Raw genomic sequence first — 15638 nt, forward strand, 5'->3', positions numbered from 1 at the left:
AGGGCTAAAATTGCCGGCACCGCGCGCGACGGCGGCGCGGCCCCGCGCGGCCCTGCATGACGCGGGGCGCCTGGCGTCCTGGCGTCCGGGCGCCGGCGTGCGCGGTACAATGCGCCGGCATCGTCGTCCCGACGGCCGTGCTTCGTGCGATTCGCGGAAAGCCGCATCCCGGCGACGGCACCGCCCCTCCGCTCGCCTTGCGACTCGTTGCCACGAAAGAGATTCATGGATTCAGACATCATGCGTATCGGCCAGCGCATTCGCCGCCTGCGCCGGGAAGCGAAGAAGACGCTGCTGGAAGTCGCGACCGAAGCGAACCTGTCGGTCGGGTTCCTGTCGCAGGTCGAGCGCCACCTCACCGGCATCTCGCTGTCGTCGCTCGTCAACGTCGCGAAGGCGCTGAACGTGCCGCTCGGCACGCTGATCGACCAGCCGCGCCAGGCGCAGCCCGACTCGCACGCGGGACGCCGCGAACCGTACGCGGTCGATGCCGCGTCGCAGTGGTACGAGCGGCTGTCCACCACCTTCGACGGCAGTCAGATCAACGCGCTCAAGGTCCGGATGATGGAGGGCTACCGTTCGGAATGGGTCGCGCATGGCGGCGACGAATTCGTGTACGTGCTGACCGGCCGGCTTTGCTACACGATCGGCAAGAAGGATTACCCGCTGTCTGCCGGCGACTCGCTGCACTTCGACGCGAGGAAGCGCCACCGCGTCGCGAACGTTGGCGACGGGGCCGCCGAAATGATCGCGGTCGGCACGCTGCCGCTCTTCGACGACAACGGCGCCGAGCTGGGATCCGAGGCGATGAAGATCAGACTGCTCGCCCGCGATGCCGGCGCGGCGCCGGGCGAACCGCGCGTGAGCCGCCGCAAACCCGCACCGAAGCGCGAGCGCGACGCGGATTCGATCGCGGCCGCGCCCGTCGACACGCCGGCCCGCGCGGCGGCCAAGCCAGCGGCCGGGAAGCCGCGCGCGGCCGCCGGCAAACGTCCGGCCGCCGCCACCCCGGCCCGCCGCGCCACCGCCCGCACGAAGCAATGACGGCAAGCGGCCGGGCGGCGCGCCACGCCACCCGGCGCTTGCGCACTATTCCGCGATCGCCAGTGCCTGCTTGACGGCCTCGATGCGCGCGCGATGCACGGCGTCCTTGATCTGCATCGCATCGTTGGCGAAGCCGCGCGCGATCGCACCCGCGTCGACGCTGCGCGCCGCCACCAGCGCCACGCGCAGCCGCTCGGCCTGCGGATACGGCTGCGTGTCGAGCCCGAGCCGGCCGCGTGCATCCGATTCGCACGCCTGCAGCATCTCGGCGAAGCGCGCGGGCTTGCGCAGCGCATCGCTGCGCTCGAAGAGCCGCACCAGCGCGGCTGCGCCCATTTCCATCACGCGATGCAGGTTGCCGTGCTCGCGCGCGACCACCAGCGCGAGATCGCGGCACTCGTTCGGCACGCGCAGCCGCTCGCACAACGGCTTGATGAGATCGACGCTGCGGCCTTCGTGGCCGACATGGCGCGGCAGCACGTCGGCGGGCGTCGTCGCCTTGCCGAGGTCATGCGTGAGCGCCGCGAAGCGCACCGGCAGCGAGTAGCCCTGCTTCGCTGCGTAGTCGACGACCATCATCACGTGCACGCCCGTGTCGACTTCCGGGTGGTAGTCGGCGCGCTGCGGCACGCCCCACAGCGCGTCGACCTCGGGCAGGATGCGCGCGAGCGCGCCGCACTCGCGCAGCACCGCGAACATCCGCGACGGCTTCGCCTCCATCAGCCCGCGCGCGATCTCCTGCCACACGCGCTCGGGCACCAGCGCGTCCGCTTCGCCCGCGTCGACCATCCGCCGCATCAGCGCGAGCGTATCGTCCGCAACCGTGAAATCCGCGAAGCGCGCGGCAAAGCGCGCGATCCGCAGGATCCGCACCGGATCCTCGACGAACGCGTCGCCGACGTGTCGGAACACACGTGCACGCAGGTCGGCCTGTCCGTCGAACGGATCGATCACCGGGCCGACCAGCGCGCCCTCCGGGCTCACTTCACGCGCCATCGCGTTGATCGTCAGGTCGCGCCGCGCGAGGTCCTCGTCGAGCGTCACGTCCGGCGCGTAGTAGAACTGGAAGCCGTGATAGCCGGCCGCCGTCTTGCGTTCGGTGCGCGCGAGCGCGTATTCCTCCTGCGTATCCGGATGCAGGAACACGGGGAAATCCTTGCCGACCGGCCGGAAGCCCTGCGCGGCCATCTGCTCGGGCGTCGCGCCCACCACCACGTAGTCGCGGTCCTGCACCGGCACGCCGAGCAATTCGTCGCGGATCGCTCCGCCTACTGCGTAGATGTTCATGGCGTCGGTTCGTATTCGGCGATCACGTGGGTTTCGCGGCGCGCGGCATCGATCCAGCGCTGCACCGCCGGCAGCGCCGTCACGCGCGCGGCATACCCGGCCGCCTCCGGCGACAACTCCGGCGCATACGTGTTGAAACGCATCACGACGGGCGCATACATCGCATCGGCAATCCCGAATTCACCGAACAGGAACGGTCCGCCCGATGCCTCGATGCACGCGCCCCACAGCGCGTCGATGCGCGCGACGTCGGCAAGCGCATCGGGCGTCGCGCCGCGCCCCGGCATCGACGCGCGCACGTTCATCCCCATCTGCGTGCGCAGCGCGGCGAAGCCCGAGTGCATCTCGGCCGAGATGCAGCGCGCATGTACGCGATCGAGCGGATCGGCCGGCCACATCGGGAACTGCGGATAGCGCTCGGCGAGCGTCTCGGCGATCGCGAGCGAATCCCAGATCGCGACGCCGTGGTCGTCGATCAGGCACGGCACCTTGCCGGTCGGCGAATACTCGCGGATGCGCGCGGCCGTGTCGTCGCGGCGCAGCTCGATGGCGATCTCGTCGAACGGGATGCCGAAATGCGCGAGCAGCAGCCACGGCCGCATCGACCACGACGAGTAATTCTTGTCTCCAATGATGAGTTTCATGGCGAGGTTCCGAAAAGCGCGAAAGTGAATGACGGAAGCGACGGCCCGCGACGCCTAGCGGCGCGAGCGGAACCAGTCGAAGCGGGAGCGCCGCGCGGCATGGCCGAGATACGCGGGCGCGATGCTCTCGAGACTCGCGGGCGCGATCCCGAGTTCGGGCGCGAGCGGCCCGGACAGCACGTTCGGCACCGACATCGACGCGAGATTGTCGCGCGTGATCACCGGCTCACCGGGCAGGCATTCGAACACGCACGCCTGCAGCCGCGCGAGCGCGTCGGGCAGGCGCACGATGCGTGCCTGACGGCCGACCAGCGTGCCGCAATAGCGCACCAGTTGCTCGAGCGTGTAGACGGTGGGGCCGCCGAGTTCGTAGGTCTTGCCGTGCGCGGCCGCGAGATCGAGCGTGTTGACGAACGCGCGCACGACATCGCCGACGAACACCGGCTGGAAGCGCGCGTCGGGCATCGCGAGCGGCAGCACCGGCAGCGTGCGCTGCAGGTTCGCGAACGTGTTCAGGAACGCGTCGCCGGGGCCGAACACGACCGACGGGCGGAAGATCGTCAGCGCGAGCGAATCGGTCGCCGCGACCGCATGCAGCGCGGCCTCGCCGTCGCCCTTCGAGCGCTGGTACATGCTCGGGCCGTGCGAATCGGCGCCGAGCGCGCTCATGTGCAGCACGCGCCGCACGCCGACTTCGACGCACGCGGCGGCCAGCGCGGCCGGCAGCGCGACGTGCGCGCGCTCGAACCCGGGCCCGTACGGCGTGCCGCGGCCGCCGTGCAGCACGCCGACGAGGTTGACGGCCGCATGCGCGCCGGCAACGAACCGCGCCAGCGTGCGCGTATCGAGATCGTCGAGCCCGACGATCTCGACCGGCAGCATCTGCAGGTGGCGTGCATGCTCGCGCCGCCGCGTGCCGATCCGCACCTGCTTGCCGGCGTCGATCAGCGCATTGACGAGCCGGCTGCCGATGAAGCCGGTGCCACCCAACAGCGCGACGGTCTGACGATCCATGATGGTGACCTCAAAAGCACACTGCCGCGTCTCGCGCGGCAGTGTGAAGATGGCGGATCAGGGCGAGATCATGCCTAGGCGCTTCTTCAACGACTGCGGTTTGCCCTCGAAGAGCGCCGCGTAGTAGACGGTATTCGACAGCACGTTCTTCACGTAGTCGCGCGTCTCGTTGAATGGAATCGTCTCCGCGAAGATCGCGCCTTCGACCGGCTGCGTCAACACCTGGCGCCACTGGCGCGGCCGGCCCGGGCCCGCGTTGTAGCCGGCCGTCGCCAGCACCGGCGAGCTGTCGAAGTTGTTGTAGATGTCCGACAGGTACCAGGTGCCGAGCTGGATGTTCGTATCGATGTCATGCATCTGCGCACGCGTGATCGTGCCCATCCCGAGCTTCTTCGCGACGATCTGCGCGGTGGCCGGCATCAGCTGCATCAGCCCGCCCGCGCCGACCGACGAACGCGCGTTCGTGATGAAGCGCGATTCCTGGCGGATCAGCCCGTACGCCCATTCGACGTCGAGGCCGGTCGACTGCGCGTAGCGCTCGACGATGTCGCGGTACGGCGACGGGTAGCGCAGCGTGAAATCGTGCTCGGCCTTCGTGCGGTCGGCCGTGTTGACCGTGCGGTCGAGCAGGCCGATGCGCTTGCCGTATTCGGCGGCCGCGAGCAGCTGGCGATCGGTCATTCCGCGCAGCGGCCAGTTCCATTCGCGGTTGCCTTCGAGGCGCAGGTTCAGCCCATAGAAGCGTTGCGCGAGCGCGAAGCCCGGGATCTTGCTCATCGCGTCGACGTCGGCGTCGCTCACCTTCGTGCGCGGCGGGATCGACGTGCGCTGGCCGAGCTCCTCGCCGGCGAGCTGTCCGTAGAAGTTGAACTGGCCCGCGACCTGCTCGAATTCCTGGTTCGCCTGCAGCGTGTCGCCGCTCTGCTTGAGCGCGCGTGCATGCCAGTAGATCCAGGCCGGATCGCTGCGCAGCGACGGCGGCATCTGTTCGATCGACCAGCGCACCATCGGCCAGTTGCCGACGAGCAACGCGGCGCGCGTGCGCCATTCGTAACCCGGGTTCGACAGCGGCGCGTTCGCGGATTTCGCATACCAGACCGATGCGAGCGCCGAGCGCTTGATCGCCCCCTGGTAGCCGATCGCACCCCATGCGATCGCCTGCTCCTGCTTCGTCAGCGAGCCGGCGATCGACGTCAGCATTCCCGCCGCGGCGTCCGGATCGTTGCGCGCCATGCGGCCGAGCGCGATCAGCGCGAGCTGGTGCGATGCCGCGTCGGGGCCGACGCCGCGCGCGAGGTACAGCGGCGGCGCGCTGGTTGCCTGGTCGAAGCCGACCGGCCGCGGGCCGAGCGCGTCGACGATCTTCCCGCCGAGTGTCGTGTAGTTCTGCTCGTACGCGAGGCGTGCCTGCAGCCACACGTCGTCGCTCGTGAACTGCTGGTTGACGGTGAGCGCCGTAATCAGGTCGACACAGGCGTCGCCGTAGTATTTCGGCTCGACGAGCAGCGCGCGTGCCGCCTCGGCGACGTTCTCGCCGCGCGCCGCGCGCGATTCGAGCGCGTAGCACTTGACCTGCGTGTCGTCGTCGAGCACGAAGCGCTTGTACTGGTCGTCGAAGCTGCGCCAGTCGTGGCGCGCGCCGAGCACGAGCAGGTAGTCGTTGCGCAGGCGGTCGGCGATTGCCTGGCCGTCGTAGCGCTGCAGGAACGACTGCACGGGGGCGTCGGGGGCGTCGACACGTGCGCGGCCCGTCGAATCGAACAGTTGCGGCTTGATCTGGAAATACTCGACGTAGGACGGGACCGGATAGTTCGGAATCATCGCCGCGAGCTGCGCGGCCTTCGCGGCGTCGTTGCGGCGCGCGGCTTCGCGCAGCTGCACGAAGATCTGGTCGTCCCCGGCGAGCGTGTCGTCGTTCGGTGCGGCGCACGCGGCCGTGCCCGCGACGAGCGCGGCGGCCGAAAGCGCGAACGCGACCGCGCGATATACTCGGAAAAGGCTGTTCGACATCGTTTTGAATGGAGCACGAAGTGAGCGAAAGCATAGCATGCAACCCTGTGCCGAACCCGAAGGTTGCACTGCGCAAAGCGCTGTCCGGCGCGCGTCGCGACGCCGCGTCGCAGCCCGCCGCGAATGCCGCGCTCGACGCGCGGCTGCGCCTGTTGCTCGAACGGCTCGCACCGCGCACGGTCGGCTTCTACTGGCCGCTGCCGGGCGAATTCGACGCACGCGACGCGGTGCTCGCGTGGTCCGCGGCAGGCTCAGGTCGCCGCGCCGCGCTGCCGGTGATCGGCGAGAAGCACACGCCGCTCGCGTTCCATGCGTGGGATGCGCACACGCCGATGCGCGAAGGGCATCACCGGATTCCGGAGCCGGCGTCCGGGGTCGTCGTCGTGCCCGATCTGTTGCTGATTCCGTGTGTGGGATTCGATCTGCAGCGCTACCGGCTCGGCTATGGCGGCGGCTATTACGACCGCACGCTCGCGGTGTGGCCGGGCGAGACGCTGCCGGTGACGGTCGGCATTGCGTATGAAGCGTGCCGCGTGGATGCGCTGCCGGCCGAAGCGCACGATCTCGCGATGCGCTGGATCGTGACCGACGGCGCGCTTTACCCGGCCGCCGGATGACGGGGCGCGCGACGCGGCGTCTGCGGCATGCCGCGCGTCACCGCGTCGACCGTCCTGTCCGCAATCGTTTACAGCGACGCCGCCGCGCGCGCGGCGGTGTCGTAGAGGCCCGATGCGTGGCGCAACAGCTGCGCCGCGTCGCCGATCTGCTCGTTGGTGAGGCCGCTGTCCTTCAGCGTCTCGATCAGGCAATGCTCGCGCACCTCCCGATACTTCATGCACAGCTCGCGGCCCGCGTCGGTCGCGAAGAAGAACACTTCCTTGCCGCTCTTCTCGCTTTTCACATAGCCGCGCGCGATCAGTTTTTTCAGCGCATAGGTCGCGACGTGCGTATCCTCGATATTGAGCACGAAGCAGATGTCGGCGAGCTTCTTCTTGCGTTCGCGATGGCTGACGTGATGCAGCAGCGACACCTCGACCGCCGTCATGTCCTTCGCACCCGCGGCCGACATGCAGCGCACCATCCAGCGGTTGAAGGCATTGCCGGCCATGATGAGCCCGTATTCGAGTTCCGACAGCTCCGCGCTCGAATCGGAAACGAGGTGTTCGGATGACACGATCTTGGTCGGGGGACGCTTCATGGAAAGGCGGCGCAAGCAGGATGTCAGGGTGTGCCGAGTGTACGTCAGAAGCCCGGGTATACGGGCTAGGCGAAAACGCTTATTGGTAAGTTATCGATATGTTATTGACAATGTGCGCTAACATTGCCGTCCGAACCGTGCCAGTCCGATGACGCAACCCCGCATTTATCCGCTCGGCGATGCCGCCCTCGTCTGCGAGGTGCCGCCGCCCGCCACGCTCGATTGCCAGCGCCGCGTCTGGGCCGTCGCCGAGATCGCGCGCGCATGGCCCGACGTGATCGACGTCGTGCCGGGCATGAACAACCTGACGATCGTGTTCGACGCGCTCGCCGCGACGGCCGAGTCGCTCACGCCCGCGCTGCGCGACGCATGGGAAACCGCCGACGTCGAGCATGCGGACGGCCGCGAGATCGAGATCCCGGTCGAATACGGCGGTGCGGCCGGCCCCGACCTGGCGGCCGTCGCCGCGCATACCGGGCTGCCGGCCGACGAAGTCGTCGCGCGACACGCAGCCGGCGAATACGTCGTGTTCTTCGTCGGCTTCCAGCCGGGCTTCGCCTATCTCGGCGGCCTCGATGCGTCGCTGCACACGCCGCGCCGCGCGGCGCCGCGCCTGGAAGTGCCGGCCGGCTCGGTCGGCATCGGCGGTGCGCAGACGGGCATCTACCCGGCCACGTCGCCCGGCGGCTGGCAGCTGATCGGCCGCACGTCGCACGTGCTGTTCGACCCGGTGCGGCCGCAGCCGACGCTGCTGCTGCCCGGCGACCGCGTGCGCTTCACCATTGCCGGAGTCGACCCGACATGAGCCAGAACACCGCACCGGGCACGATCGAGGTGGTCCGCGCCGGCCCGCTGTCGACCGTGCAGGATCTCGGCCGCCGCGGCATGCGCCATCTCGGCGTTGCGCAGGGCGGCGCGCTCGACGGCCTCGCGCTCGAAGTCGGCAACCGGCTGGTCGGCAATCGCCCCGACGCGGCGGCCGTCGAAATCACGATCGGCCCGGCCGCGTTCCGCTTCACGCGCGCGACGCGCATCGCGATCACCGGCACCGAATTCGGCGCGACGCTCGACGGCAAGCCCGTGTATTCGTGGTGGAGCCTGCCGGTCGACGCCGGGCAGACGCTCGTGCTGCCGGCCGCGAAACGCGGTATGCGCGGCTACCTGTGCATCGCGGGCGGCATCGACGTGCTGCCGATGCTCGGCTCGCGCAGCACCGATCTCGCATCGCGCTTCGGCGGCCTCGGCGGCCGCGCGCTGCGCGATGGCGATCGGCTTCCGGTCGGTGTGCCGCCGGCCGGCGCCGGCTGCCTCGCAGCCGATGCGCCCGAATTCGGCGTGAAGGCGCCTGCGTGGTGCGCGTTCGTGCGCGTCGACGAACCGCCGCGCCGCCACCGGCCCGCGCATGCGCCGTGGGCGATGCCCGTGCGCGTGCTGCCGGGCCCCGACTACGCGTCGTTCGCGGCCGATTCGCAGCAGGCGTTCTGGGACGAGGAATGGCTCGTCACCGCGAACAGCAACCGGATGGGCTATCGCCTCGCCGGCGCCGAGCTGGTGCGCGAGCGGCCGGTCGAGCTGCTGTCGCATGCGGTGCTGCCCGGCACGATCCAGGTGCCGCCGAACGGCCAGCCGATCGTGCTGATGCACGACGCGCAGACCACCGGCGGCTATCCGAAGATCGGCACGGTGATCCGCGCGGATCTCTGGAAACTCGCGCAGGCGCGGCTCAACCTGCCGATCCGCTTCGTGCGCACGACACCCGATGCCGCGCGCGCCGCCCTGACCGCGGAACGCGCCTATCTCCGGCAGATCGACGTCGCGATCGAGATGCGCGAGGAAACCCGCCGCCGCGTTCAATCGCGCGCGGCGTGACAATGACGGAAGCAGGACGAAGGACGCGCCACGCCATCAGTGGACGAGGAACATCATGGAAATCGATCTGAATGCCGATCTCGGCGAAGGATGCGGATCGGACGAGGCGCTGCTCGACCTCGTCACGTCGGCGAACATCGCGTGCGGCTGGCATGCAGGCGGCGCCAATGCGATGCGCGACTGCGTGCGCTGGGCCGTGCAGAAAGGCGTGTCGATCGGCGCGCACCCGAGCTTTCACGACCCGGAGAATTTCGGCCGCAAGGAGATGCAACTGCCGGCCGGCGACATCTATGCCGGCGTGCTGTACCAGCTCGGCGCGCTGTCGGCGATCGCACAGGCCGAGGGCGGCCGCATCGCGCACGTGAAGCCGCACGGCGCGCTGTACAACCAGGCCGCGCGCGACCCGATGATCGCCGACGCGGTGGTCTCCGCGATCCACGACTTCGATCCGTCGCTTGCCGTGTTCGGGCTGGCCAACAGCGTGTTCGTCGCAGCCGCGCGGCATGCGGGGCTCGCCGCGGTGGAGGAAGTGTTCGCCGATCGCGGCTACCGCGCGGACGGCTCGCTCGTGCCGCGCAGCCAGCCCGGCGCGCTGATCGATGACGAGAAAGCGGTGCTCGCGCGCACGCTCGACATGGTGCGCGATCGGCAGGTGCAGTCGGTGAGCGGCGAGTGGGTGCCGCTCAATGCGCAGACCGTCTGCCTGCACGGCGACGGCCCGCATGCGCTCGCGTTCGCGAAGCGGATCCGCGCGGCGCTCGAAGCGGCCGGTATCGATGTCGTCGCCCCGGGCGCGCTGGAGGCCGACGAAGGCGCCTGACCGGCGCGCAAGCCGCGCTGCCGCCAGATGAAAAACCGCCGCACCAAAGAAAAAAGCGCCCTCGTGGCGCTTTTCTGTTGGCGCAATCGCCGCGGACTTCGCCGTCTGTCGATTCGCCCCCCGAAACCGTCCTTCGACGGTGACCGGAAAAATGCTCCGGAATAAAAAAACGTCCGCCGCCACCCGATTGCTGCTTCCCCCGGTCGGACGACGGAACGTCGCTTATCCGCAAGTCTGTCGCATGCATTTGTTGTACCGACGATGTTTGGCCCCGCCGTGCATGCAGACACTACGCGGCCGGCACGACATCACGTGCCGGCTACGCTAACCCCGCGCATTGTTTTCTGCTACCCCGTAGAACTTTTTCTATTCTTTTCATTTTTTCAACTTGTGGGATGAAGAATAGAGATCGGCAGAACCGGATGTCAATCGTTTTAAACGCTATTTTCTGAGGATTCAAGGGTTTTCCTTATCGAATCGAGCGGCGGCACGGGCACCCGCAGGCACCTCGCAGCGCGTGCGTGTCGTCGATCAAACAGGGGAGGATCGGTGCACTGCGCCCGGCGCGATCAGTTCGCGTCGACCTGATACCCTTGCTGGCGCAACAATTCGAGCACCCCGCGCCGGCCGCCCAGATGCAGCGCGCCGATGGCGACGAATACCGGCCGGTTCGGCGCGGCGATTGCCGTCATCCGTGCAACGAAGCGCCGGTTGCGCTCGTACAGGATCTTGTTGTCGATCGACGCCGACAGCGCCTTCGAACGCGCCAGCCGCTCGCTCTTCGCGACCGCCCACGCCGAGATCGCATCGGCGTCGCCAATTTGCCACAGCCGGTGCAGTGCCTTGATGTCGTCGGCGTTCTGCGCCGGCGTCTGCACCATGTCCTGCGCGAGCATCTCGCGCTGCTCGGCGAGCGTCAGCCCGGTGAACGCACGCATCTGCTCGGCGAGCGTCTCGAGCCCGATCACGCGGCCGCCCTTCTTCTTCAGGAACACGTTCTGCAGTTGCGCCTCGGTGCCGTACTCGGTCTGCAGGCCGGCCGACAGCGAGTCGTAGGTTTCGACGACCAGCGCCGCGAGCCACGGTCGCATCTTGCGAATCTCGGCAAGCGCCGCCGGATTGCCGCGCAGGCGCCCCGCGAGGCGCTGCCACAGCGGATCGGGCAACAGGCGCTGCAGGCACGGGTAGCGGCACACGCCGTACTTCGACACGTCGTCCTGCGATTCGAGCAGATCGTCCGGCGACAGTTCGAGCGCGAGCGTCGGCGACGCCGCGAGCGCCCCGAGGATGCGCGGCCGGAACGGCTGCGCGGGCGGATAGTCGGACGGGTCGCCCGTATGCAGCGTGCCGAGCACGTACAGCGTGACCCTGCCCTTGGTCGCAACGTAGAACGGCATGCGCGCGGGCTGCACGCGCACGGTGCCGCGCGACACCGTGCCGTCCGACACGGCGGGCGCGTGGAAGCCCGGCAGGCTCATGCCGGGCGGCGGGACTTGCGACGGATGGATCGGTGAAGTGGCCGGCGCGCGCCCTTCGGCGCGCGCGGATTCGACGGGAACAGCAACGCTGGCCGCCACGCACGCGCCGGCCAGCGCCGCGCCCGTAACGGTACGCACGCTCCAGCGCCGCGCGTAGCGGTACGCGCGCATCACGCGCGCGCTGCTTGCCCCCGCACGGCGCACGCCGGACGCGCGCGCCGCCAACGCTTCAGGCATTCGCCTCCCCTACCTCCTCGGCCCGATGGCAGGCTACACGCCGGCCGTCCACTTCGCGCAGTTGCGGCTCCTCGACTCGGCAGCGCTCGACCGCGTACGGGCAGCGCTGGTGGAACGCGCAGCCCGACGGCGGATTGAGCGGCGACGGCAGCTCGCCCTGCAGCTTGATCTGCACGCGGCGGTCTTCCTCGAAGATCGCCGGCGTCGCCGACATCAGCGCGCGCGTGTACGGATGGCGCGGCCGCGCGTAGATCGTCGCCTTGTCGCCGAGCTCGGCGACGCTGCCGAAGTACATCACCATCACGTCGTCGGCGACGTGCTCGACCACCGACAGGTTGTGCGAGATGAACACGTAGCTCGTCTTGAACTGCTCCTGCAGATCCATGAACAGGTTCAGGATCTGCGCCTGGATCGACACGTCGAGCGCGGACACCGGCTCGTCGGCGACGACGATCCGCGGATCGAGGATCATCGCGCGCGCGATCGCGACCCGCTGGCGCTGGCCGCCCGAGAACATGTGCGGATAGCGCTTCGCGTGCTCGGGCCGCAGGCCGACCGTGCGCATGATCTGCGCGATGCGCGACGCGCGTTCGGCGGCCGTCAGGTTCGCGTTGATCTCGAGCGGCTCGGAGAGCGTCTGCTCGACCGTCTTGCGCGGGTTCAGCGACGCGAACGGGTTCTGGAACACCATCTGCACGCGGCGGCGCAGCTCGGCGACCCGGTGGCGGTCGGCGCCCGCGACGTCCTTGCCGTCGATCGACAGATGGCCGGACGTCGGCGTCTCGATCATTGTCAGCTGCCGCGCGAGCGTCGACTTCCCGCAACCGGATTCGCCGACGACGGCGAGCGTCTTGCCGCGCTTGAGCGAAAACGACACGCCGCTCAGCGCCTTCACCGTGCCCTGGCCGAACATGCCGCGCTTCACCGTGTAGTGTTTCGCGAGCTGGTCGGCGACCAGCACGACGTCGTCATCGTGCGGCGCACGCGTTTCGTGGACTGCATTCATCGTGCGCCTCCCGTCAGGTCGAGGTTGGAAACATTAAGTGGCTTGATGCAGCGCGCACGCATCGCGTCGTTGGCCGGCACCAATGTGTCGAGCGCCGGCCGCGCCTTGCGGCAGTCGTCGACGACGTATTTGCAGCGCGGCGCGAACAGGCACCCGGACGGGCGATCATCGCGGCCCGGCACCATGCCCGGCAATGCGGCAAGGCGACGCGCCCCCTGATTGTGCTCGGGAATCGCCGCGAGCAGCGCTTCGGTGTACGGATGATGCGGCGCACGGAAGATGTCCGGCACGCGGTTGGTCTCGATGACCTCGCCCGCATACATCACCGCGACGCGCTGCGCGACCTCCGACACCACGGCCAGATCGTGCGAGATCAGCACGAGCGCCATCCCGCGCTCCTTCTGCAGCTTCACGAGCAGGTCCATGATCTGCGCCTGGATCGTCACGTCGAGCGCGGTGGTCGGCTCGTCGGCGATCAGCAGCTTCGGGTTGCACGCCACCGCCATCGCGATCATCACACGCTGGTTCATCCCGCCCGACATCTGGTGCGGGAACGCCGTGATGCGGTTCTTCGCATCGGGAATGCCGACCTGGTCGAGCAGTTCGAGCGCGCGCCGATGCAGCGCGTCGCCGCGCAGGCCTTCGTGCAGCTTCAGCACTTCCTTGATCTGGTAGCCGACCGTGTAGCTCGGATTCAGGCTCGACAGCGCGTCCTGGAACACCATCGCGATGTCCTTGCCGACGATCTTGCGGCGCGCCTTCGGCGACGCCTTCAGCAGGTCCACGCCGTTGAACGTGACTTCATCCGCCGTCACCTTGCCCGGCGCGTCGATCAGGCCCATCAGCGCCATCATCGTCACGCTCTTGCCCGAGCCCGATTCGCCGACGACGCCCACCACCTCGCCCGGCGCGATCGACAGGTTGATCCGGTCGACGGCGGGCAGGCCGTTGAAGTTCACCGCGAGATTGCGGATGGTCAGAAGATCTTGGCTCATGTTCACGCCATCCGTTTCAGTTTGGGATCGAGCGCGTCGCGCAGCCCGTCGCCGAGCAGGTTGATCGCGAGCACCGAAATCAGGATCGACAGGCCCGGCATCGTCACGATCCACCATGCGTTGTCGATGTAGTCGCGCGCAGAGGCCAGCATCGCGCCCCACTCGGCGGTCGGCGGTTGCACGCCGAGGCCGAGGAAGCCGAGCGCGGCCGCGTCGAGAATGGCCGACGAAAAGCCGAGCGTCGCCTGCACGATCAGCGGCGCCGTGCAGTTCGGCAGCACCTGCGAGAACATCAGGCGCAGCGTGCCGGCACCGGCCACGCGCGACGCCGTCACGTACTCCTTCTGCAGTTCGCCGAGCGCCGACGCGCGCGTGAGGCGCACATAGGCCGGCAGCGCGACGATCGCGATCGCGAACATCGTGTTGGTGAGGCCCGGGCCGATGATCGCGACGACCGCGACCGCGAGCAGCAGGGACGGCAGCGCGAGCAGCACGTCCATGATGCGCATCACGGGCGTGTCGGCCCACTTCTGGAAGAACGCGGCGACCAGCCCGAGCACGATGCCGGGGATCAGCGCGAGCACGACCGACACGAAGCCGATCCAGAACGACATCCGCGCGCCGAACATCAGGCGCGAAAGAATGTCGCGGCCCGCTTCGTCGGTGCCGAGGATGAACTGCCAGTTGCCGCCCGCGAGCCATGCGGGCGGGATCTTCACGTAGTCGCGGTATTGCTCGACCGGGCTGTGCGGGGCGATCAGCGGCGCAAGGAGCGCGACCAGGATCAGCACGAGCACGACGATGCCGGCGCCGACGGCGCCGCGGTTGCGCGAGAAGTTGGCCCAGAACTCGCGCAGCGCGAGCGCACGGCCGCCGGCCGGCGCGGATTCGCTCGGCAGGGTGTTTTGCAGATTGCTCATGGAATTACCTCGTGTGGCGGATGCGCGGATTCAGCACGCCGTACAGCAGGTCGACGACCAGGTTCACGACGATCACGAGCGTCGCGATCAGCAGGATGCCGCCCTGGACGACCGGATAGTCGCGACGGCCGATCGCATCGATCAGCCACTTGCCGACACCGGGCCACGAGAAGAGCGTCTCGGTCAGCACGGCGCCCGCGAGCAGCGTGCCGATCTGCAGGCCGATCACGGTGACGACCGGGATCAGCGCATTGCGCAGCGCATGCACGACGACCACGCGCGCGGGCGACAGCCCCTTCGCGCGTGCGGTGCGGATGTAGTCCTCGCGCAGCACTTCGAGCATCGACGAGCGCGTCATCCGCGCGATCACCGCAAGCGGGATCGTGCCGAGCACGATCGCGGGCAGGATCAGGTGGCTGACCGCCGACCTGAACGAGCCTTCGTCCGGCGCGAGCAGCGCATCGATCAGCATGAAGCCCGTCGGGTGCGGGAAGTCGTATTCGACGGCGATGCGCCCCGACACGGGCGTCCAGCCGAGATACGACGAAAACACCATGATGAGGATCAGCCCCCACCAGAAGATCGGCATCGAGTAGCCGGTGAGCGCGGTGCCCATCACGCCGTGGTCGATGACGGAGCCGCGTCGCAGCGCGGCGATCACGCCGGCCGGCAGCCCGACCGCGAGCGCGAACACGAGTGCGCACAGCGACAGCTCGACGGTCGCCGGGAAGCGTGCGAAGAATTCGCCCGCGACGCTCGTGTTGGTGATGATCGACGTGCCGAGATCGCCATGCAGCGCCCGGCCGATGTAGTGGAGGTACTGCATGGGCAACGGCTGGTCGAGCCCGAGGCGTTTCATCGCCTCCGCATGCATCGCGGGATCGACGCCGCGCTCGCCCATCATCACTTCGATGGGGTCGCCCGGTATCAGGTGAATCAGCGCAAACGCCAGGATGGTGATGCCGATGAAGGTCGGGATCACCATCCCCACGCGGCGCAACACGAATGTGAACATGATGCGTCTCGTATTTTCTTGTGGGAAATGTGCGACCGGCGACGGGAAGCTTTTGGCCTCCCGCCGCCGGATGAATTACCGGTCTCGGTCTTCGGGGACAG

Annotated in this window: 15 protein-coding genes; 5 read left to right on the plus strand and 10 right to left on the minus strand. The window is 68.6% G+C overall.

Annotated elements, in window-relative coordinates:
- Window positions 1-225: 225 nt before the first annotated feature.
- Window positions 226-1044, plus strand: coding sequence for a helix-turn-helix domain-containing protein (locus WS66_RS28295; protein WP_059607373.1), 819 nt, complete (start codon window positions 226-228; stop codon window positions 1042-1044).
- A gap of 45 nt (window positions 1045-1089) precedes the next feature.
- On the opposite strand, the gene WS66_RS28300 is transcribed toward WS66_RS28295, so the two are convergent.
- The 4 genes from WS66_RS28300 to WS66_RS28315 are packed head-to-tail and all read right to left on the minus strand — an operon-like array spanning window position 1090 to window position 5999.
- Window positions 1090-2331 (minus strand): multifunctional CCA addition/repair protein, encoded by a 1242-nt coding sequence (locus tag WS66_RS28300; RefSeq protein ID WP_059607375.1) that lies wholly within the window; start codon window positions 2329-2331, stop codon window positions 1090-1092.
- A complete protein-coding gene (locus WS66_RS28305; RefSeq protein ID WP_059607377.1) occupies window positions 2328-2975 on the minus strand; it encodes a glutathione S-transferase family protein in 648 nt (215 codons plus the stop codon). The genes WS66_RS28300 and WS66_RS28305 overlap by 4 nt, the downstream gene beginning before the upstream one ends.
- Window positions 2976-3029: 54 nt before the next feature.
- Window positions 3030-3989 carry a complex I NDUFA9 subunit family protein gene (locus WS66_RS28310; RefSeq protein ID WP_059607378.1) on the minus strand — a complete coding sequence of 320 codons (960 nt, stop codon included), beginning with the start codon at window positions 3987-3989 and terminating at the stop codon, window positions 3030-3032.
- A gap of 57 nt (window positions 3990-4046) precedes the next feature.
- Entirely contained in the window at window positions 4047-5999 is a 1953-nt protein-coding gene (locus WS66_RS28315) for a lytic transglycosylase domain-containing protein (RefSeq protein WP_059607380.1), read from the minus strand.
- An 8-nt stretch (window positions 6000-6007) separates the two neighbouring features.
- On the opposite strand from WS66_RS28315, the gene WS66_RS28320 reads away from it, so the two are divergent.
- The gene (locus tag WS66_RS28320; RefSeq protein WP_059607382.1) at window positions 6008-6616 is read left to right on the plus strand and encodes a 5-formyltetrahydrofolate cyclo-ligase; all 609 of its coding nucleotides are present in this window, start codon (window positions 6008-6010) and stop codon (window positions 6614-6616) included.
- Between the two features lie 68 nt (window positions 6617-6684).
- Here the strand turns inward: WS66_RS28320 and WS66_RS28325 are convergent, their stop codons facing one another.
- Entirely contained in the window at window positions 6685-7197 is a 513-nt protein-coding gene (locus tag WS66_RS28325; protein ID WP_059607383.1) for a winged helix DNA-binding protein, read from the minus strand.
- Between the two features lie 148 nt (window positions 7198-7345).
- Between WS66_RS28325 and pxpB the strand changes: the two genes are divergently transcribed.
- Genes pxpB through pxpA form a run of 3 tightly spaced genes read left to right on the plus strand, consistent with a single transcriptional unit; the run spans window position 7346 to window position 9886 of the window.
- Window positions 7346-8002, plus strand: coding sequence for a 5-oxoprolinase subunit PxpB (gene pxpB / locus WS66_RS28330; RefSeq protein ID WP_059607384.1), 657 nt, complete (start codon window positions 7346-7348; stop codon window positions 8000-8002).
- Window positions 7999-9066, plus strand: coding sequence for a biotin-dependent carboxyltransferase family protein (locus WS66_RS28335; RefSeq protein WP_059607386.1), 1068 nt, complete (start codon window positions 7999-8001; stop codon window positions 9064-9066). The genes pxpB and WS66_RS28335 overlap by 4 nt, the downstream gene beginning before the upstream one ends.
- 55 nt (window positions 9067-9121) lie before the next feature.
- Window positions 9122-9886 (plus strand): 5-oxoprolinase subunit PxpA, encoded by a 765-nt coding sequence (gene pxpA, locus WS66_RS28340; protein WP_059607387.1) that lies wholly within the window; start codon window positions 9122-9124, stop codon window positions 9884-9886.
- A gap of 569 nt (window positions 9887-10455) precedes the next feature.
- On the opposite strand, the gene WS66_RS28345 is transcribed toward pxpA, so the two are convergent.
- Genes WS66_RS28345 through WS66_RS28365 form a run of 5 tightly spaced genes read right to left on the minus strand, consistent with a single transcriptional unit; the run spans window position 10456 to window position 15537 of the window.
- Window positions 10456-11601 carry a TraB/GumN family protein gene (locus WS66_RS28345; RefSeq protein ID WP_059607388.1) on the minus strand — a complete coding sequence of 382 codons (1146 nt, stop codon included), beginning with the start codon at window positions 11599-11601 and terminating at the stop codon, window positions 10456-10458.
- Entirely contained in the window at window positions 11594-12607 is a 1014-nt protein-coding gene (locus WS66_RS28350) for a peptide ABC transporter ATP-binding protein (protein ID WP_059607390.1), read from the minus strand. Before WS66_RS28350 ends, WS66_RS28345 begins: the two co-directional genes overlap by 8 nt.
- On the minus strand, window positions 12604-13602 hold the full coding sequence (locus tag WS66_RS28355; RefSeq protein WP_059607392.1) for an ABC transporter ATP-binding protein: 999 nt from the start codon (window positions 13600-13602) through the stop codon (window positions 12604-12606). Before WS66_RS28355 ends, WS66_RS28350 begins: the two co-directional genes overlap by 4 nt.
- A 2-nt stretch (window positions 13603-13604) precedes the next feature.
- Window positions 13605-14522 (minus strand): ABC transporter permease subunit, encoded by a 918-nt coding sequence (locus WS66_RS28360; RefSeq protein WP_059607393.1) that lies wholly within the window; start codon window positions 14520-14522, stop codon window positions 13605-13607.
- Window positions 14523-14526: 4 nt separating this feature from the next.
- A complete protein-coding gene (locus tag WS66_RS28365) occupies window positions 14527-15537 on the minus strand; it encodes an ABC transporter permease subunit (protein WP_059607395.1) in 1011 nt (336 codons plus the stop codon).
- Between the last annotated feature and the right edge of the window lie 101 nt (window positions 15538-15638).

Source organism: Burkholderia sp. LA-2-3-30-S1-D2 (assembly GCF_001523915.2).
Lineage (GTDB): Bacteria > Pseudomonadota > Gammaproteobacteria > Burkholderiales > Burkholderiaceae > Burkholderia > Burkholderia diffusa.

Excerpts from the sequence above, each read along its gene's own strand:
- WS66_RS28295 (WP_059607373.1), top strand. The coding sequence starts at position 226 with ATGGATTCAGACATCATGCGTATCGGCCAGCGCATTCGCCGCCTGCGC.
- WS66_RS28300 (WP_059607375.1), bottom strand. The coding sequence starts at position 2,331 with ATGAACATCTACGCAGTAGGCGGAGCGATCCGCGACGAATTGCTCGGC.
- WS66_RS28305 (WP_059607377.1), bottom strand. The coding sequence starts at position 2,975 with ATGAAACTCATCATTGGAGACAAGAATTACTCGTCGTGGTCGATGCGG.
- WS66_RS28310 (WP_059607378.1), bottom strand. The coding sequence starts at position 3,989 with ATGGATCGTCAGACCGTCGCGCTGTTGGGTGGCACCGGCTTCATCGGC.
- WS66_RS28315 (WP_059607380.1), bottom strand. The coding sequence starts at position 5,999 with ATGTCGAACAGCCTTTTCCGAGTATATCGCGCGGTCGCGTTCGCGCTT.
- WS66_RS28320 (WP_059607382.1), top strand. The coding sequence starts at position 6,008 with ATGGAGCACGAAGTGAGCGAAAGCATAGCATGCAACCCTGTGCCGAAC.
- WS66_RS28325 (WP_059607383.1), bottom strand. The coding sequence starts at position 7,197 with ATGAAGCGTCCCCCGACCAAGATCGTGTCATCCGAACACCTCGTTTCC.
- pxpB (WP_059607384.1), top strand. The coding sequence starts at position 7,346 with ATGACGCAACCCCGCATTTATCCGCTCGGCGATGCCGCCCTCGTCTGC.
- WS66_RS28335 (WP_059607386.1), top strand. The coding sequence starts at position 7,999 with ATGAGCCAGAACACCGCACCGGGCACGATCGAGGTGGTCCGCGCCGGC.
- pxpA (WP_059607387.1), top strand. The coding sequence starts at position 9,122 with ATGGAAATCGATCTGAATGCCGATCTCGGCGAAGGATGCGGATCGGAC.
- WS66_RS28345 (WP_059607388.1), bottom strand. The coding sequence starts at position 11,601 with ATGCCTGAAGCGTTGGCGGCGCGCGCGTCCGGCGTGCGCCGTGCGGGG.
- WS66_RS28350 (WP_059607390.1), bottom strand. The coding sequence starts at position 12,607 with ATGAATGCAGTCCACGAAACGCGTGCGCCGCACGATGACGACGTCGTG.
- WS66_RS28355 (WP_059607392.1), bottom strand. The coding sequence starts at position 13,602 with ATGAGCCAAGATCTTCTGACCATCCGCAATCTCGCGGTGAACTTCAAC.
- WS66_RS28360 (WP_059607393.1), bottom strand. The coding sequence starts at position 14,522 with ATGAGCAATCTGCAAAACACCCTGCCGAGCGAATCCGCGCCGGCCGGC.
- WS66_RS28365 (WP_059607395.1), bottom strand. The coding sequence starts at position 15,537 with ATGTTCACATTCGTGTTGCGCCGCGTGGGGATGGTGATCCCGACCTTC.